Annotated in this window: 16 protein-coding genes and 1 other annotated feature; all 16 genes read left to right on the top strand. The window is 43.8% G+C overall.

What is annotated here, in order from left to right; all coding sequences use genetic code 11:
* Nucleotides 1-13: 13 nt before the first annotated feature.
* The gene (locus K8O68_RS20070) at nucleotides 14-277 is read left to right on the top strand and encodes a YggT family protein (protein WP_370640553.1); all 264 of its coding nucleotides are present in this window, start codon (nucleotides 14-16) and stop codon (nucleotides 275-277) included.
* A 15-nt stretch (nucleotides 278-292) separates the two neighbouring features.
* A complete protein-coding gene (locus tag K8O68_RS20065) occupies nucleotides 293-1066 on the top strand; it encodes a YlmH family RNA-binding protein (RefSeq protein WP_230898526.1) in 774 nt (257 codons plus the stop codon).
* Nucleotides 1067-1147: 81 nt separating this feature from the next.
* Nucleotides 1148-1654 (top strand): DivIVA domain-containing protein, encoded by a 507-nt coding sequence (locus K8O68_RS20060; protein WP_230898525.1) that lies wholly within the window; start codon nucleotides 1148-1150, stop codon nucleotides 1652-1654.
* Between the two features lie 96 nt (nucleotides 1655-1750).
* Nucleotides 1751-1993 (top strand) — a binding site (T-box leader).
* Between the two features lie 106 nt (nucleotides 1994-2099).
* Complete coding sequence (ileS, locus tag K8O68_RS20055; RefSeq protein ID WP_230898524.1) at nucleotides 2100-4859, top strand: isoleucine--tRNA ligase; 2760 nt, start codon at nucleotides 2100-2102, stop codon at nucleotides 4857-4859.
* A gap of 188 nt (nucleotides 4860-5047) precedes the next feature.
* A complete protein-coding gene (locus K8O68_RS20050; RefSeq protein WP_230898523.1) occupies nucleotides 5048-5617 on the top strand; it encodes a TraR/DksA C4-type zinc finger protein in 570 nt (189 codons plus the stop codon).
* Between the two features lie 143 nt (nucleotides 5618-5760).
* A complete protein-coding gene (gene lspA, locus K8O68_RS20045) occupies nucleotides 5761-6222 on the top strand; it encodes a signal peptidase II (RefSeq protein WP_230898522.1) in 462 nt (153 codons plus the stop codon).
* 1 nt (nucleotide 6223) lies between these two features.
* A complete protein-coding gene (locus K8O68_RS20040) occupies nucleotides 6224-7135 on the top strand; it encodes an RluA family pseudouridine synthase (protein WP_230898521.1) in 912 nt (303 codons plus the stop codon).
* A gap of 246 nt (nucleotides 7136-7381) precedes the next feature.
* Nucleotides 7382-7927 (top strand): bifunctional pyr operon transcriptional regulator/uracil phosphoribosyltransferase PyrR, encoded by a 546-nt coding sequence (gene pyrR, locus K8O68_RS20035; RefSeq protein WP_230898520.1) that lies wholly within the window; start codon nucleotides 7382-7384, stop codon nucleotides 7925-7927.
* Between the two features lie 158 nt (nucleotides 7928-8085).
* Nucleotides 8086-9399, top strand: coding sequence for a solute carrier family 23 protein (locus K8O68_RS20030; RefSeq protein WP_230898519.1), 1314 nt, complete (start codon nucleotides 8086-8088; stop codon nucleotides 9397-9399).
* Nucleotides 9400-9672: 273 nt separating this feature from the next.
* Nucleotides 9673-10581, top strand: coding sequence for an aspartate carbamoyltransferase catalytic subunit (locus K8O68_RS20025; RefSeq protein WP_230898518.1), 909 nt, complete (start codon nucleotides 9673-9675; stop codon nucleotides 10579-10581).
* A complete protein-coding gene (locus tag K8O68_RS20020; RefSeq protein WP_230898517.1) occupies nucleotides 10565-11869 on the top strand; it encodes a dihydroorotase in 1305 nt (434 codons plus the stop codon). The genes K8O68_RS20025 and K8O68_RS20020 overlap by 17 nt, the downstream gene beginning before the upstream one ends.
* Nucleotides 11866-12963 (top strand): carbamoyl phosphate synthase small subunit, encoded by a 1098-nt coding sequence (locus K8O68_RS20015; RefSeq protein ID WP_230898516.1) that lies wholly within the window; start codon nucleotides 11866-11868, stop codon nucleotides 12961-12963. The genes K8O68_RS20020 and K8O68_RS20015 overlap by 4 nt, the downstream gene beginning before the upstream one ends.
* The gene (carB, locus tag K8O68_RS20010; RefSeq protein WP_230898515.1) at nucleotides 12956-16168 is read left to right on the top strand and encodes a carbamoyl-phosphate synthase large subunit; all 3213 of its coding nucleotides are present in this window, start codon (nucleotides 12956-12958) and stop codon (nucleotides 16166-16168) included. Before K8O68_RS20015 ends, carB begins: the two co-directional genes overlap by 8 nt.
* Nucleotides 16165-16944 (top strand): dihydroorotate dehydrogenase electron transfer subunit, encoded by a 780-nt coding sequence (locus K8O68_RS20005; RefSeq protein WP_230898514.1) that lies wholly within the window; start codon nucleotides 16165-16167, stop codon nucleotides 16942-16944. The genes carB and K8O68_RS20005 overlap by 4 nt, the downstream gene beginning before the upstream one ends.
* A gap of 5 nt (nucleotides 16945-16949) precedes the next feature.
* The gene (locus tag K8O68_RS20000; protein ID WP_093047719.1) at nucleotides 16950-17882 is read left to right on the top strand and encodes a dihydroorotate dehydrogenase; all 933 of its coding nucleotides are present in this window, start codon (nucleotides 16950-16952) and stop codon (nucleotides 17880-17882) included.
* Nucleotides 17852-18559, top strand: a complete 708-nt coding sequence (pyrF, locus tag K8O68_RS19995) for an orotidine-5'-phosphate decarboxylase (RefSeq protein ID WP_230898513.1) — start codon at nucleotides 17852-17854, stop codon at nucleotides 18557-18559. Before K8O68_RS20000 ends, pyrF begins: the two co-directional genes overlap by 31 nt.
* Nucleotide 18560 lies beyond the last annotated feature (1 nt).

Genomic DNA, 18560 nt, shown 5'->3' with positions numbered 1-18560 from the left:
AAGGTGAAAGTTAGTGGAATTTGTAGCTGGAATTATATTGCAAGCTATGCAGATCTATTGGTTTATATGTATCATTTATATTTTTATGTCCTGGCTTCCAAATGCGAGAGAGTCAAATTTCGGTCAGACTATAGGAAAAATTGTGGAACCGTTTTTTGCACCTTTCAGACAGATTATACCGCCTTTAGGCATGATCGACATATCACCAATTGTTGCTCTTTTCGCGCTCCGGTTTGCTATGGACGGAGTAAGGTATTTATTTTCTCTGATTTTATAAAGGGTTGTGTTGAATATGTCCCTGTACGAACACTTTCGTAAAGACGAGCATTCTTTTGTTGACCAGGTAATTGACTGGAAACAAACCGTCGAAGTGGAATACCGCGCTAAATTAACGGACTTTCTTGACCCTCGCCAACAGCAGATTATTAAACAGATTGTCGGGAACAGTGAAGAGGTTAAAGTTGACTTCCAGGGCGGGCATGGTTCCGCTGAAAGAAAACGGGCGCTATTTTATCCGGATTACCTGGTCCCGGAAAAAGAGGATTTCCAGATTTCCTTATTTGAAATAGAGTATCCCGGGAAATTTGTTACCCTTGAGCACCCCCAAGTATTGGGAGCGCTTATGGGCTTAGGCCTGAAGAGGGAAAAATTCGGGGATATTATTACTGATAACAGCCGGTTTCAATTAATAGCAGCTGAAGAAGTAGCCGATTATATTAAAGTTAATTTTCAATCTGCCGGTAAGGTTAAAATCAAATTAAAGCCCCTTGAAGAAGAAGATTTACTGGTGCAGGATATAACATTAGAAGAAAAGTTTATTACTGTATCTTCTATGAGGCTGGATACTGTAATAGCAGAGGCATTTAATTTATCAAGATCTAAAGTTAAACCCCTGGTTACCGGTGAAAAAGTGAAAGTTGACTGGAAAGTAGTTGATGATCCTTCTTATCCGCTGGCAAAAGGAGATGTACTGTCCGTCAGAGGTGCAGGAAGATGTGAAATACTGGAGCTGGACGGACAGACTAAGAAAGGGAAACACCGGCTTATAGTAGGCTTCCCCTCGTAAGTAAAATACCATAGAAAGGATATTTCCTTTCTGTGTCGAATGGAATTACATACCAACAAATATCCGGAGGTGTTCTTCTGTATGCCATTAACTCCATTAGATATCCATAACAAGGAATTTACAAGAGGTTTTCGAGGCTATGACGAAGACGAAGTAAATGAATTTTTAGATCAGGTCATTAAAGATTATGAGTTGGTGATGAGAGAAAAAAATGAGCTTTATGACAGGGTTCAGGAGCTTGAGGAAAGGCTTGATCACTTTTCCACCATTGAGACGACATTAAATAAATCCATTCTGGTAGCTCAGGAGACAGCTGAAGATGTCAAACGGAGTGCAGATAAGGAAGCGAAACTGATTATTAAAGAATCAGAGAAAAATGCAGACAGAATTATTAACGAAGCGTTATCTAAATCCCGTAAAATCTCTCTTGAAATTGAAGAATTGAAAAAGCAGGCTTCTGTATACCGCACGAGGTTTAAAATGCTGCTTGAAGCCCAGCTTGAAATGCTGAACAACGATGACTGGGACATGATTTCCCAGCCTGCCATTGAAGAGGAAGAAGAAGAAGAGACATACGAAAACATTTAAATGAAGCCTTGACGGTTTTAGAGGACTTATCTTATACTTTAAGAAGATTTTCAGCAAGTCTGTTTAAAGTCTGCTTTAATGGTCGACAATATGAAGTAAAAAGCGTTGAAGGGGCCAGTAAAAGCAAGTTAGGGCCAAAGCGAGCCGGTGAGGGTGGAAGTCCGGTGCCTGATTGTTTTGAACATCTCCCTGGAGCTGCATACTGAACGAAAAATGCTCTTTTTCTATTAAGCTATGCCGGGTCATGACCGATAGATCATGCTGAGTGAGCCGCTGATTATGAAAATAACTGCAGGCTTATAAGGGTGGTACCGCGGGTTTATACTTCTCGTCCCTGAGTGGACGGGGAGTATTTTTGTTTTTTTATGAGGGTGGAACACACTTACGCTCTTAACAGTACGGTGAAAAAGACAGTTAAAAAGTTTAATTGCTGGGAGGATATAAAATGGATTATAAAGATACGTTATTAATGCCAAAAACAGCGTTTCCTATGAGAGGAAACCTGCCGAACCGTGAACCTGATATGCAAGCCGATTGGGATGAACAAAACCTGTATGAAAAAGTACAGGAACGGACAAAGGACCGCCCGCTATTCGTTCTTCATGACGGGCCCCCGTATGCTAACGGTGACATACATATGGGACACGCCTTAAATAAAATATTAAAAGACTTTATTGTCCGTTATAAATCCATGTCCGGATTTAACGCTCCATATGTCCCGGGGTGGGACACTCATGGTCTGCCAATTGAAACGGCTCTTACTAAGAAAGGGAAAGTTGACAGGAAGAAATTAACAGTCGCAGAGTTCCGCCAAAAATGCGAGGAATATGCTCTGGAACAGATTGACCGGCAGCGGGAACAGTTCAAGCGCCTCGGTGTGCGCGGAGACTGGGAGAACCCATATGTGACCTTAACTCATGGGTATGAAGCACAGCAAATCAAAGTGTTTGGTGAAATGGCTAAAAAAGGTTATATCTATAAAGGGAAAAAACCGGTTTACTGGTCTCCGTCCTCAGAGTCTGCTTTAGCAGAAGCAGAAATTGAATACCATGACAAGCGTTCGCCGTCTATATACGTGGCTTTTGATGTAACAGAAGGAAACGGTGTGCTTGACGGAGACGAAAAATATATTATCTGGACCACGACTCCATGGACAATTCCTGCCAATCTTGGAATTGCTCTTCATCCGGAATTGGAATATGCCGTCGTTAAAGCTGATAACACTAAATATGTGGTGGCTAAAGAATTAGCCGAGCAGCTTGCTTCTGAATTTGAATGGGAAAGCTATGAATTCACAGCGGTATACAAAGGTGCAGAGCTGGAAAACACGAAAGCAAAGCATCCTTTTTATGACAGGGAGTCTTTAGTGGTTCTTGGAGACCATGTTACTCTTGATGCCGGTACGGGGTGTGTACATACTGCTCCCGGCCACGGTGAAGACGACTATATTGTAGGTCAGCAGTATGGGCTTGACGTATTGTGCCCTGTCAATGATAAAGGGGTATTTACTGAAGAAGCTCCAATGTTTGAAGGATTATTTTATGATGCGGCAAATAAACCGATCACGGAAACATTAGAGGAAAAAGGTGCATTGTTAAAACTGAGCTTTATGACACACTCTTATCCTCATGACTGGCGGACTAAAAAACCTGTCATTTTCCGTGCTACTTCTCAATGGTTTGCTTCGATCAAAGATTTCCGTGAAGACCTCCTCCGTGAAATTGAAGGGGTGACATGGCTGCCGAAGTGGGGAGAAACAAGGCTTTATAATATGGTCCGTGACCGCGGTGACTGGTGTATTTCCCGCCAGCGAGCCTGGGGCGTGCCAATTCCGATTTTCTATGGAGAGAATGGCCAGCCGATTATTACTGATGAAACGATAGACCATGTTTCCCAATTATTCCGTGAACACGGGTCTAACATCTGGTTTGAGTGGGAAACAAAAGATCTGCTTCCGGAAGGCTTCACATCAGAACACAGTCCTGGCGGAACATTTACAAAAGAAATGGATATTATGGATGTGTGGTTTGACTCAGGGTCTTCCCATCAGGCAGTGCTGGAGGAAAGAGAGGAACTTGACCGGCCAGCTGACGTATATCTTGAAGGGTCTGACCAGTACCGCGGCTGGTTTAATTCTTCTTTATCCACAGCTGTGGCTGTCACCGGAAAATCACCTTACAAGGCTGTTATCAGCCATGGATTTACCCTTGATGGAGAAGGTAAGAAAATGAGTAAATCACTCGGGAATGTTATTATTCCGAATAAAGTTATGAAACAGCTTGGAGCTGACATCCTTCGTTTATGGGTTGCTTCAGTTGATTATCAGGCAGATGTCCGGGTTTCAGATAATATCCTGAAACAAGTTGCTGAGGTTTACAGAAAGATCCGCAACACTTTCCGTTTCCTTCTTGGGAATTTGCATGATTTTGACCCTGCAAAACACTCTGTCGCTTATGAAAATCTTTCAGAAGTAGACCAGTATATGCTCGTTAAATTAAATGATCTCGTTAAAGAAGTCAAAAAAGGCTATGAAGAGTATCAATTTGCGGCTGTATACAATAAAGTCCATAATTTCTGTACTGTAGAGCTAAGCTCTTTCTATATGGATATAGCTAAAGATACGTTATATATCAAACATGCGGACCACATTGGCCGCAGACGGATACAGACGGTCATGTATGAGACGCTGACGGCTCTTGTTAAGCTTGTTTCGCCTATTCTTTCCCATACAGCCGATGAAGTATGGAAACATGTACCTGCAGTACAGGAAGAAAGCGTCCAGCTGACAGACATGCCTGAAGTCCAGTCCTATAAAAATGTAGACGATCTCTGTTCCAAGTGGGACCGTTTCATGGTATTACGCGACGATGTCCTTAAAGCTCTGGAAGAAGCCCGAAACGAAAAAGGGTTAAAGAAGAGCCTTCATTCTCACGTGACTGTATATGCAGGGGAGAAAGACAGAGAACTGCTTGAGTCTATCGATGACCTGCATAAACTGTTCATTACTTCAGGAGCTTCAGTAGCAAGCAAAACAGATGCTTCTGAATCAGCAAGAGCATATGAAGAACTGACAGTTTCTGTGGATCGTGCCGAAGGAGAAACGTGTGAACGGTGCTGGGTCGTCTCTGCAAACTTAGGCACTAATCCGTCTCATCCGGGATTATGTCCTGATTGCACCGATACCGTAGTGAACCATTACGAATAATATAAAAAGATCTTAATGTGATTTGTAAAAACCTGTTGTGCTGAATCAGCACAGCAGGTTTTTTTTGTATCGGAAATTGGAGAAGAACAGTTAAAAGTAAGATGTTAACTTAAGATCGGGACGTATGTAAAAGGGCAATGAAACAAACCATAAGAAATAACTTTTTTACGAAAGGATCTGAATAAAAAATGTATGAAGAATTCAAACAGCAATTAACTGATGATAGAAAAGCTATTATAAAAAGAATAGAACAGGAAGCGACTTATACAGAAGATAAGATGAATGATCCGGGGGAGCTGTCTCATTATGACAATCATCCTGCGGACGAAGGGACGGAATTATATTTCAGGGGAAGGGATATGGCTATCCGGCAGCAGTGGGAAAAGCATTTACAGGAAATCGATGAGGCTTTAAAAAGAATTGAAAACGGCACATATGGAATATGTGAAAAAACAGGGGAAAACATCCCCCTAGAACGCTTAAGGGTCCAGCCTACTGCCACCACGACAGTGGAGGCCAGGGAGAAAGAAGAGAGGGCCACAGACCGGCCGGTGGAAGAGGAAGTATTATTTGAACTGCCTGAAGGCGACTATAATAATTATATGGATGAAGATACATCTCCGGATGATGATACAACAGGATATACAGAAGAACTTGAAAGCTTTCTGTCAACTGGTCTGAATGGTTACGAAGGCAGTGATAAAGTGGCTTTTCACAGAAATAAGCAATATAAAAGGTACACTGAGGAGCAGGAATAAACTAACCAGTAAATGGGGGACACATTGAGCCCCCGTTTTTTCAATCAAAAAAGTATGTTGATTCCTTTTTCAATTGTCTGATGGGGACGGCTGTGCTAAAATGCAAAAGGGTACATATTCAGACGGAATGGAGGAAGCATACGTTGCCGTATTATATTATAGCAGTAGTTGTCATTATTCTGGATCAGGTGACTAAACAGCTGGTCGTTCAAAATATGGAAATCAGAGAAAGTATACCAATTATTGAGAATGTGCTGCATTTGACTTCTCACCGTAACGCAGGAGCTGCTTTCGGTATTTTACAAGGGCAAATGTGGCTGTTTTTTATAGCTACCGTGGTGGTCGTAGGAGTGGTTGTTTATTACATTCAAAAAGCAACAAAAGGCCATCCTTGGTTCGGTGTCTCTCTGGGCCTTGTTTTAGGGGGAGCGATCGGTAACTTTATCGACCGGATGTTATGGGGAGCGGTTGTAGATTTTATTGATGTCTATATTTTCAATTATAATTACCCAATTTTTAATATTGCAGATTCCGCATTAGTCGCTGGTGTTATAATGCTGATGATCCACGTGTTTAAAGAAGAAAAAAAGCAAGGGAAGTCATAACATGAAAACACATATTTTAATAGCAGAAGAAAAAGGTGTCCGTCTGGATAAATGGCTTTCTCAGCAGTCAGCTGACTGGTCCAGAAGCCTGGTTCAGCAATGGATTGAAGAAGGACACGTTAAAGTCAACGGAGAAGAAACGAAAAGCAATTATAAAATACGCCTGAATGATGAAGTGGTTATAGAAGAACCGGAAGTTCAGGAGCTTGAAGTGAAAGCAGAAAACCTTCACCTGGATATTATTTATGAAGATAAAGACGTGCTTGTGGTCAACAAACCGAGGGGAATGGTTGTCCATCCAGCACCTGGACACCCTTCGGGTACGCTTGTTAATGGCCTTATGTACCATTGCGAGGATTTATCCGGCATAAATGGCGTTATACGGCCAGGTATAGTGCACAGGATTGATAAAGATACGTCAGGTCTCATAATGGTGGCAAAAAATGATCTGGCTCACGAATCCCTCGTTGAACAGTTGAAAAATAAATCTACAAAGAGGCGGTATGAAGCACTTGTTTCCGGAGTTATCCCGCATGATAAAGGAACAATTGACGCGCCTATCGGAAGGGATCCTGACGACCGTCAGAAAATGACCGTAACTGAACACTATTCAAGGGAAGCAGTAACCCATTTTCATGTGATGGAAAGATTTGAGCGGTATACCCATGTAGCCTGCGAGCTTGAAACGGGCAGGACTCATCAGATCCGTGCCCATATGAAATATATCGGGTTTCCCATTGTTGGGGATCCAAAATACGGCCCTAGAAAAAAACATGAGTTTCCTATTGAAGGGCAGGCTCTGCATGCTGAGCTTCTGGGGTTTGTCCACCCTCGAACAGGAGAAGAAATGGTCTTCAGAGCACCTCTTCCTGAAGATATGAAAGCATGTCTTGCAGAAGCAAAAAATAAATAACCATTGACAACTAATTTCTTACGTGAAATAATGTGTAAAGAATAAAATACAGTTCCTTTTAAAACAGTCCCGTGAGGCTGAGAAGGGTCGGACATACTCCTTTACTGGATTTTTGCATAAATTTCCAGATGGAGACATGTATACAGACTGCAACCTTCTCGCTGACCGGTGAGAAGGTTTTTTATTATTTAAAGTTCATGTTCAAGTATAGAATATTTTCTTACTGAAAGAAAAGAGGTGGAACGTTTGTCAAAAATAATCCTTGATGAGCAGGCGATAAGACGGGCATTAACCCGTATAGCCCATGAAATCATTGAAAGAAACAAAGGAATCTCCGACTGTATTCTCGTAGGAATAAAAACAAGAGGTGTGTTTATCGCCCAGCGACTTGCAGAAAAGATTGCAGCGATTGAAGGTGAAAAGATAGCCACCGGCGAAGTGGACATTACCTTGTACAGGGACGATCTGACTCACAAAAGAACAGATGAACAGCCCGAAATTAAAGGCACTGACATTAGTGTTGACGTAACAGATAAAAAAGTTATTCTTGTAGATGATGTCCTTTTTACTGGCAGAACGGTGAGAGCAGCACTTGATGCGGTCATTGATCTTGGCCGCCCTTCACAGATTCAGCTCGCGGTATTGATTGACAGAGGTCACCGGGAATTGCCTATTCGCCCTGACTTTATTGGAAAAAATGTCCCAACATCCAAATCCGAAGTGATCGAAGCGCGGCTTCAGGAAGTCGACGAAGCAGAAGAAGTTATTCTTAAACAAAAAACCTCCCTTTAAAACAGTCCAGAGAGGCTGACAAGGGGTATATTCCTTCTCAAACAGGTGACGTATATAAGCGCTTGTGAGAGACGAATTACCTCTTTGGCCGTCAAAGAGGTTTTTTGTATCCAGGCACTGGAAGAGTGCAAAAGTTAGTATTGAGGAGGAATATTATTATGAAACAGCAGACAGTTGGAATTAATGAGGTACCAAGACTTGATAAATGGCTGATTTTAAGTGTGCAGCATCTCTTTGCCATGTTTGGAGCGACAATTCTCGTACCGCTATTGACAGGTCTCAGTCCGGCGGTGGCGCTCGTCTCCAGCGGGTTAGGGACTTTGGCATATATTGTGGTAACAAAAGGAAAAATTCCTGCTTATCTAGGTTCATCCTTCGCGTTTATTATGCCGATTATAGCTGCAATAACCATTGGCGGTCCTGAAGGGGCGATGATCGGAAGCTTTTTTGCAGGCCTGGTGTACGGAGTGGTGGCTTTAATCATACGTGCCACCGGCGTTCAGTGGCTTATGAAGCTCCTTCCTCCAATCGTAGTCGGTCCGGTAATTATGGTTATTGGGCTCGGGCTTGCTGGAGTAGCCATTGATATGGCCATGAATGACCCGGCTACTGAAGCTTACAGCGGTGTTCATCTGTCAGTGGCTATGTTTACACTTGTGCTGACAATTATCGCGTCGATTTTCTTTAGAGGATTTTTCGGACTTATCCCTATTCTTATAGGAATTGCAGGAGGATATACATTTGCGGTTTTCCAGGGGCTCGTTGATTTCACGGCAGTGAGAGAAGCAAGCTGGATACAGGCACCGGACTTTATTGTGCCGTTTGTCACTTACAGTCCTTCTTTTTCCTGGGAGATTTTCTTTATCATGGTTCCAATTGCTCTCGTAACCTTATCAGAACATATCGGAGACCAGATGGTTTTAAGTAAAGTAGCCGAAAGAAATTTCATTGAAAAGCCGGGACTCCACCGCTCTGTATTGGGAGATGGAGTTGCCACGCTCATCAGTTCCTTTATAGGCGGCCCGCCTAACACGACTTATGGGGAAAATATTGGAGTAGTGGCCTTGACGCGCGTGTTCAGCGTCTTTGTTATAGGAGGAGCGGCTGTACTCGCTGTCATGTTCGGATTTATCGGGAAAGTGTCAGCTGTCATAACAACGATTCCTACTGCAGTAATGGGCGGTGTTTCAATCCTTCTTTTCGGGATTATCGCTTCAAACGGTTTAAGAATGCTGATCGATAACCAGGTAGACATTGGGAAAAAACGAAATTTGATTATCTCTTCTGTTATTCTTGTCGTCGGGATTGGCGGAGCATTCATACAAGTAACAGATGTTGTTGAAATCGCAGGAATGGCTTTGGCCACTATTATCGGAATCGCCCTTAACTTGATTTTGCCAGGCCGTGACCAGGTGAAAACAAGCGAAGAAATGTTTAAAGATATGAGTGAAAAAAAAGATAATGCAGCTTAATAACATCCTTTAAAAGAGCCCTGTGAGGCTCTTAAGGGTGGCCGGCCATGGGAGAAGTGTATTCTGCTTCTTCCCATACGAGCACCCTTGTAGACACAAGGGTGCTTTTTTGAAAGGTAAGAAAGTATAGATTCTGAGGAAATCAGCACTGCATGCTTTCACTTGTTCCGCAGTCTTGCGTTCCTGCAGTCGTTATTGATGGAATTTAAATTAAGATGCTAATTTGGTGCCATTTTTTTATAAAATACATAATCGTAAAGGGGAGAAAAGCTCATGAGAAATTTAAGAACATTAGATGATCTGACGTTACCCGAGTTACAGTCTTTGCTGGCTGAGGCAGATAAGTTCGCCGGCGATGCAGCACCGGTTTTCTACCATAACGCCGTAGTTGCCAACCTGTTTTTTGAACCGAGCACAAGGACGAAGTGCAGCTTTGAAATGGCTGAAAAGCAGCTTGGTATTGAGACCCTTTCTTTTGAAGTGTCCCATTCGAGCGTAAAAAAGGGAGAAAGTTTATATGATACCGCTAAAACGCTTGAAGCGATCGGGTGCAAAGGACTGGTTATCAGACATCCTGAAACAAAATATTATGAGCAGCTCAAAGGGCTGAATATCCCCGTTATTAACGCTGGAGACGGAGCGGGAGACCATCCGACCCAGTCATTATTGGATCTTTTAACAATCAAGCAGGAATTTAACAGGTTTGAATCTCTTCACGTCGTCATATGCGGTGATATCAGACACAGCAGAGTCGCTCACACTAACGCTAAAATCCTCGAAAAACTCGGGGCTCAAGTGTCTTATTCCGGGCCGTCAGAATGGATGGATGAGTCGATTAATGCCCATCAGTATTTAACAATGGATCAAGCGGTGGAACAGGCTGATGTACTGATGCTTTTAAGGATACAGACTGAACGCCATGATAATAGAAACGGCTATACAAGAGAAGAATATCACCGCCGGTTCGGCCTTACTGAAGACAGGGAACTTAAAATGAAGCCTCATAGCATTATTATGCACCCTGCTCCTGTAAACAGGGGGGTTGAGCTGGCAGACAGCCTGGTGGAGTGCAGCCGGTCCCGGATTTTCAAGCAAATGGCAAATGGTGTACACGTAAGGAAAGCTGTTCTGGCCCATGTTTTAAATCTAAAGGAGGAAAAAGTTTATGACCACGTTATATAAAAACGCTTTGATGTATACAGAGGAAAATGAAAAAGAGGTATGCGACTTGTTAGTGGACGAAGATAAAGGCACGGTGGAAAAAATAAGCAGGACACCTTTAGATGAGTCAGAAGCCGATAAAGTGATTAACATAAAAGAGCAGCTGTTAATCCCGGGTATGGTTGATTTGCACGTCCATCTTCGCGAGCCAGGCGGAGAAAAGAAGGAAACAATAGAATCGGGAACAAAAGCTGCTGCCAGGGGAGGATTTACTACAATTGCTGCTATGCCTAATACCCGACCGGTGCCAGATACGGAAGAACACTTTACAAACATAAATTCGTTAATGAAGGAAAAAGGACATGTACGGGTGCTGCCTTACGCAGCAATTACAGAGCGCCAGGCTGGGAAAAACCTGACTGATTTCCATACACTCGCCGCAAGAGGAGCCTTTGCCTTCACAGACGATGGAGTCGGCATCCAGGAAGCGGGTAAAATGTATGAAGCAATGCTCCAGGCAGCAGAAGCAGGCAAACCGGTAGTCGCCCATTGCGAGGATAACTCGCTATTATATGGAGGTGCCGTCCATGCAGGAAGTTTTTCAGAAAAACAATCGATTCCTGGTATTCTGTCTGTCAGTGAGTCCGTCCATATCGCCCGGGATATCTTACTGGCTGAAGCAGCTGGATGCCACTACCATGTCTGCCATGTGAGTACTAAAGAATCTGTAAGAGTAATCAGAGATGCTAAACGAGCAGGAATAAAAGTCACGGCTGAAGTCACTCCCCATCATTTAATCCTGTCTGAAGAAGATATACCGGCAGATGACGCCAATTACAAAATGAATCCTCCTTTAAGAAGTGAGGCTGACAGGCAGGCTCTGGTTGAAGGGCTTATAGACGGAACGCTTGATTTTATAGCGACTGACCACGCGCCCCACACGGCTGAGGAAAAGAAACTGCCAATGGTTGAAGCACCGTTTGGTATTACAGGGCTGGAAATCGCATTCCCGCTCCTTTACACAAAACTTGTAAAAGAAAATAGTATCTCTGAGAAACAGTTAATTGACTGGTTAACAATCAAGCCGGCATCAGCATTCAGTTTGCCTTATGGAGAATTAGCAGAAGGCGGACATGCAGATTTTACGGTGATTAATGTGAATAAAACCATGTCCGTTGATCCTTCAACATTTTTATCAAAGGGCAAAAACACTCCATTTGGAGGAGAAATTCTTCAAGGGTGGCCAGTAATGACAGTCTATCAAGGACAACCGGTATGGTTGGATGAGAAAGAGGAGGCAGCACTATGAAACGGCAGCTAATTTTAGAAAATGGACAGACGTTTATCGGTGAGGCGATCGGAAGTGATACCGAGAGAGCGGGGGAAGTCGTTTTTAACACCGGGATGACAGGTTACCAGGAAATATTATCGGATCCGTCCTATTGCGGCCAGATTGTCACTCTCACATACCCTTTAATTGGAAATTACGGTATTAACAGAGACGATTTTGAAAGTATTGAACCAGCTATACACGGTTTAATTGTGAGGGAAGCGGCAGAGTATCCGAGCCATTTCAGGTCGCAGTTTTCTATGCACGAATGGCTGAAGAAAGAAGATATTCCCGGTTTAGAGGGGATAGATACAAGAAAACTTACAAGGATGATCAGGGAACACGGAACCTTAAAAGGCCGGCTCTGTTCAATGGATGCTAATATCCAGGAAGTTGCAGAAGAGCTAAAAGAGACACCTCTGCCAGTTGACCAGGTATCCAGGGTTTCAACGAAAAACCAGTATATAAACCCGGGCGTTAACGAGCGTATTGTCCTGGTCGATTATGGAGTCAAGAAAGGAATCGTAAAAGACCTGGTCTCCGAAGGCTATGAAGTGGTGGTTGTGCCGTATTCCTGGGATGCAGACGACATTTTAGCCCTTCAGCCGGACGGGATCGTTCTTAGCAACGGACCCGGAAATCCGGCAGACGTTCCTGAGGCAGTGGAAACGGTCAAAAATCTTCTGGGACGTGCCCCTCTGTTTGGCATTTGCCTTGGCCACCAGCTGCTGGCACTTGCAAGCGGAGCACTTACTGTTAAAATGCCCTTTGGCCATAGAGGAAGCAACCATCCGGTAAAAGATTTGCGTACAGGCCAGATTTCAATTACCTCCCAGAATCATGGCTATACAGTAGACCCTGATTCAATCGATGGAACACCACTTGATATCACTCATATCAATGTGAATGACAAATCCATTGAAGGGGTTAAACATCAGCATTATCCGGCTTTCAGCGTCCAGTACCATCCGGAAGCGTCGCCAGGACCTGAAGATGCCAAAGGATTATTTAATGAATTCAAAACTTACGTAAAAAACAGCCAGAAAGCATCAGGGAGGAAAACATATGCCTAAACGAACTGACATTCAAAAGATTCTAGTTATTGGATCCGGACCGATCGTAATTGGCCAGGCGGCAGAATTCGATTATGCTGGCACACAGGCGTGCCATGCTTTAAAAGAAGAAGGGTATGAAGTTATTCTGATTAATTCAAACCCAGCCACCATTATGACGGATGAAACAACGGCCGACAGAGTTTATATCGAACCTCTAACAAAAGATTTCGTCTCCAGGATTATCCGCCAGGAACGGCCGGACGGGCTCCTGGCAACATTAGGCGGCCAGACAGGTCTGAACCTTGCTGTAGAACTTGCTGAAGACGGCATATTGGATGAATACGGGGTCCAGGTGCTCGGTACGAGCTTAAAAGCCATTCGTGAGGCAGAAGACCGGGAAGAATTCCGTGCGTTAATGAACCGGTTAAATGAACCGGTTCCGGAAAGCGATATTATACATTCTCTTGAAGAAGCAGAAGCATTTGTAAAGCGAATCGGCTACCCCGTGATAGTAAGGCCTGCCTACACCCTTGGCGGGACAGGCGGAGGCCTCGTTTATAATGAAAAAGATTTACAGGAAATTGTTCCAAACGGACTTTCTGCCAGTCCAGTTCATCAGTGTTTAATAGAAAAAAGCATCGCCGGTTTTAAAGAAGTGGAATATGAAGTCATGCGTGATGGAAATGATCAGGCGATCGTTGTCTGTAATATGGAGAATGTCGATCCAGTGGGAATTCATACAGGGGACTCGATAGTCGTAGCACCAAGCCAGACTCTTTCTGACCGTGAATATCAGCTTTTAAGAAACTCTTCTTTAAAGATTATCCGCGCTTTGGGAATTGAAGGGGGCTGTAACGTCCAGTGCGCTCTTGATCCATACAGTGAAGACTATTATATTATTGAAGTGAACCCGAGGGTGAGCCGGTCGTCTGCTTTAGCTTCCAAAGCTACCGGTTATCCTATTGCCAAGCTATCAGCTAAAATCGCGGCTGGCTATCATTTGGATGAGTGTATAAATCCTATTACTAAAACTACTTATGCAAGTTTTGAACCAGCGCTCGACTATATTGTTACTAAAATACCCCGTTGGCCGTTTGATAAATTTGATTCAGCGAACAGAACATTAGGGACACAAATGAAAGCGACAGGTGAGGTTATGGCAGTTGGCCGGACGTTCCCTGAGTCCCTGCTAAAAGCAGTCAGATCTACCGAGACAGATTTAACCCATTTACAGCATCCGAAAGGAAGCGGATTTCCGAAAGAAGAGCTGGAAGTACGCCTCCAAAAAGCTGATGATGAGAGAATCCTCTATGTATCTGAAGCATTCAGAGATGGGTTTACGTTGGAAGAGATTCATCAGTTAACTCAAATTGACCGCTATTTCCTTTATCACATAGAAAGAATTATTCATTTTGAGAAAGAAATTAGCCAGTCAGGCTTAACAGAAGAACTTGCCTATAAAGCAAAGCGATCAGGTTTTTCAAACGAGACCTTAGCGGGGCTTTCATCTCTCAGCCTCAAGGAAACAGAAGAAAGGCTTCATACCTACGGGATAAAACCGGTTTATAAAATGGTTGATACTTGCGCTGCCGAATTTGCTTCAGAAACACCGTATTATTATGGCACTTTTGAACAGGAACAGGAATCACTTATTACTTCCAAGCCTTCGATTCTTGTTTTGGGTTCAGGGCCGATCAGGATCGGGCAGGGAATTGAATTTGATTATGCAACAGTACACACGGTAAAAGCAATACAGGAAGCCGGCTATGAAGCGATCATTATAAACAATAATCCGGAGACAGTTTCCACGGATTTTGAAATATCCGATAAACTTTACTTTGAGCCTTTAACAATCGAAGATGTTATGAATGTCATTGAACATGAGCAACCGATAGGGGTTATTGTTCAATTTGGTGGGCAGACGGCTTTAAACCTTGCAGAAGATCTCGCGGAACGTGGAGTGAATTTGCTGGGGACGAGTCTGGAAAATATGGATGCTGCAGAAGACCGGGATAAATTTGAGCAGAAGCTGATGGAGCTTGATATTCCTCAGCCGCTCGGTAAAACAGCGACCTCTGTAGATGAAGCAGTAAACATTGCTTTAAAAATAGGTTTCCCGGTACTTGTACGTCCTTCTTATGTTCTTGGCGGACGGGCAATGGAAATTGTTTATAACGAGAGCGATCTTCTTCGTTATATGGCCCGGGCGGTAAAAGTAAATGAAAAGCACCCTGTTTTAATCGACAGATATTTAACGGGAAAAGAAATTGAAGTAGATGCTATATCCGATGGCGAAACCGTCGTCATTCCGGGAATTATGGAACACATTGAACGGGCCGGGGTCCATTCAGGTGACTCTATTGCCGTCTATCCAACACAAAATGTAGAAGCTGGCTTAAAAGAACGGATCATTGATTACACAATCAGGCTTGCTAAAGGATTTAACATTAAAGGATTAATGAATATCCAGTTTGTTATTCATAATAGTGAAGTATATGTCCTTGAAGTTAATCCGCGTTCAAGCAGAACGGTTCCATTCTTAAGTAAAATTACCGAAGTCAATATGGCAAATCTGGCTACTAAAGCAATCATTGGGAAGTCTCTTAAAGAACAAGGGTTTACAACAGGATGTCTTCCTGAACCAGAACTGGTTTCTGTTAAAGTTCCAGTCTTCTCGTTTGCAAAGCTGCGGAGCGTGGATATAACTTTAGGACCTGAAATGAAGTCAACAGGTGAAGTGATGGGAAGAGATATCACCTTGGAAAAAGCCCTTTATAAAGGTTTAGTTGCTTCAGGAATGAAAATTCCATCTCATGGGTCAGTATTGTTTACTTTGGCAGATAAAGATAAAGAAGAAGCAATGGAGTTAGCCCGCCGTTTCCACCGTATCGGTTTTCATCTTCTCGCTACTGAAGGCACGGCAGCAAGAATTCGTGAAGAGAACATTCCGGTGACCGTCATTTCCAAAATAGGAGGAGACTCCCCGGATATGCTGGATGTTATTAAACAGGGCAAAGCCCAATTTATAGTCAATACTCTTACAAAAGGGAAACAGCCTGCACGGGACGGTTTCCGTATACGCCGGGAAGCAGTCGAGCACGGAACCGTTTGTCTCACATCGATGGACACTGCTGAAGCACTTGTAAAAGTACTGGAATTATTCACCTTTTCAGCTGAAGCTATGGGACAGTCGGGAAAACGAGTGAAGGAAGTGCTTGTATGATAGTCGAACAGCTCCGTATAACAGGACAGGAGGAAATTGCCCCACGTATATACCGAATGACGTTGAAGGGTGATTCAGTTCAGACAATGACAGAACCCGGTCAGTTTGTACACGTGAAAGTTAGTGACGGGATTGATCCTCTGCTCAGAAGGCCGATCAGCATCTGTGATGTCAGCCAGGATAAACAAGAGTTAACCATCATTTACCGTGCAGAAGGAAGAGGAACCCGTCTTTTAGCGGCAAAAAAGACAGATGACACATTAGACGTCTTAGGCCCTTTAGGACAAGGGTTTCCTTTGGACAGCTTGCAAAAAGGCAGCACGGCTCTTTTGGTGGGCGGAGGAGTTGGCATCCCTCCTCTCTATTACCTTGCCAAAAAACTTGTAAAAAGAGGCGTCAATGTCCGAACCATCCTCGGATTCCGCCAGTCTGAAGATATCTTTCTTGAAAAAGAATTCAGAGAGCTTGGTGACATTGTAGTCACGACAGAAGACGGCTCTAAAGGGGTGCACGGATTCGTCACTGATGCCATGAATCAGGCTGACAAATCCTATGATTCATTCTTCACATGCGGGCCTGTACCGATGCTTCGAGCAGTTAAAGCAGCAGCAGCTTCAGATGGTTTTATTTCGCTTGAGGAGAGAATGGGATGCGGCGTCGGGGCTTGCCTTGCATGTGTGTGCGAAGCGTCAGATGCCAGTTCCCAAGAGGGTAAAAAATACCGGAAAATATGCAGTGACGGACCTGTATTCCGGGCAGGGGAGGTAGTTATATGATTAACATGAACAGAGAGCTTCCGGGATTATCTATGAAAAACCCGGTAATGCCTGCGTCAGGGTGTTTTGGTTTCGGGCAGGAATATGCCAGGTTTTACGATTTAAATAAACTGGGAGCTATTACTGTTAAAGCAGTAACGGCAGAAGAGCGGGCGGGCAACCCTGTTCCGAGGGTAGCTGAAACAGAAAGCGGCATGTTAAATGCTATAGGCCTGCAAAATCCGGGGCTGGAACATGTTCTCCAACATGAACTACCTTGGCTCGAGCAATATGATATTCCAGTCATAGTAAACGTAGCAGGAAATACAATGGAAGACTATATTTACGTGTCGGAGACGGTTTCAAGGGTGAAAAATGTATCGGCTCTTGAATTAAACATCTCCTGCCCAAATGTGAAAGTTGGAGGTATCCAGTTTGGAAGTGATCCTGCTATAGCTGCTGAACTGACTAAAAAAGTAAAAGCCGTGTCGCAAGTCCCTGTTTACGTGAAATTGTCCCCAAATGTAACGGATATAGTTGAAATGGCCAAAGCTGTTGAAGAAGCAGGGGCAGACGGCTTAAGTATGATAAATACACTGCTCGGTATGAAAATAGATATTAATACCGGGAAACCGGTTATAGCCAACCGGACTGGCGGTCTTTCCGGACCGGCAATAAAGCCTGTTGCCGTGAGAATGATTTATCAGGTTAGTCAGGCAGTAGACATTCCGATTATCGGAATGGGAGGAATCCACACGGCAGATGATATTTTAGAATTTCTAATGGCAGGGGCAAGTGCAGTTGCTATTGGCACAGCCAATTTTGTCAACCCTTTTGCCTGCCCGGAGTTAATCAGCAGTCTTGAAACAAGAATGGCTGAACTCGGCATTGATGATGTGGAAAGTATCGTCGGAAGGAGCTGGAAGACATGCAGCAGCGTGAGCTTATCATCGCGTTAGATTTTTCTTCCAAGAAAGAAGTTAACGCGTTTCTATCCCGTTTTCAGCAAGAAAAGCTGTTCCTTAAAGTTGGAATGGAGCTGTATTACAAGGAAGGCCCGTCTCTTGTAAATATGCTGAAAGAGCAGGGGCACCGGCTTTTCCTGGATTTGAAACTGCATGACATTCCTACCACTGTAAAACGGGCTATGAAACAACTGGCAGGCCTGGAGGTGGACTTAGTCAATGTCCATTCTCTTGGAGGAAAACAAATGATGGCAGCAGCTAAAGAAGGGCTGGAAAGCGGAACAGCTGCAGGACGCACTCCGCCTTTCTGTATAGCAGTAACCCAGTTAACGAGTACGAGTGATGATATGCTTGTAAACGAATTGGGTATACCTTCGTCAATTGCCGAGCATGTGCAGCATTTATGCAGGCAAACGGATGAGTCAGGGCTGGATGGCGTCGTATGTTCTGCCTTGGATGTTCCATCCATCATGAGCCGCTTCCCGAACTTTCTGACTGTTACTCCAGGGATCAGGAGAGAATCAGATGCGGTGGATGACCAGGTACGCGTCGTCACACCTGAAAAGGCACGCCAGCTTGGGAGCACTGCCATCGTAGTCGGGAGAGGAATCACAAGGGCGGCTGATCCTATGGCAGCTTACACAAATTATAAAGAGGATTGGAGGGCTTGAT

The organism is Salipaludibacillus sp. CUR1, from assembly GCF_021028955.1.
Classification (GTDB): domain Bacteria; phylum Bacillota; class Bacilli; order Bacillales; family Salisediminibacteriaceae; genus Salipaludibacillus.
The sequence above is the reverse complement of the archived record's forward strand: the minus strand, read 5'-3'. Positions and strand labels throughout refer to the sequence as shown.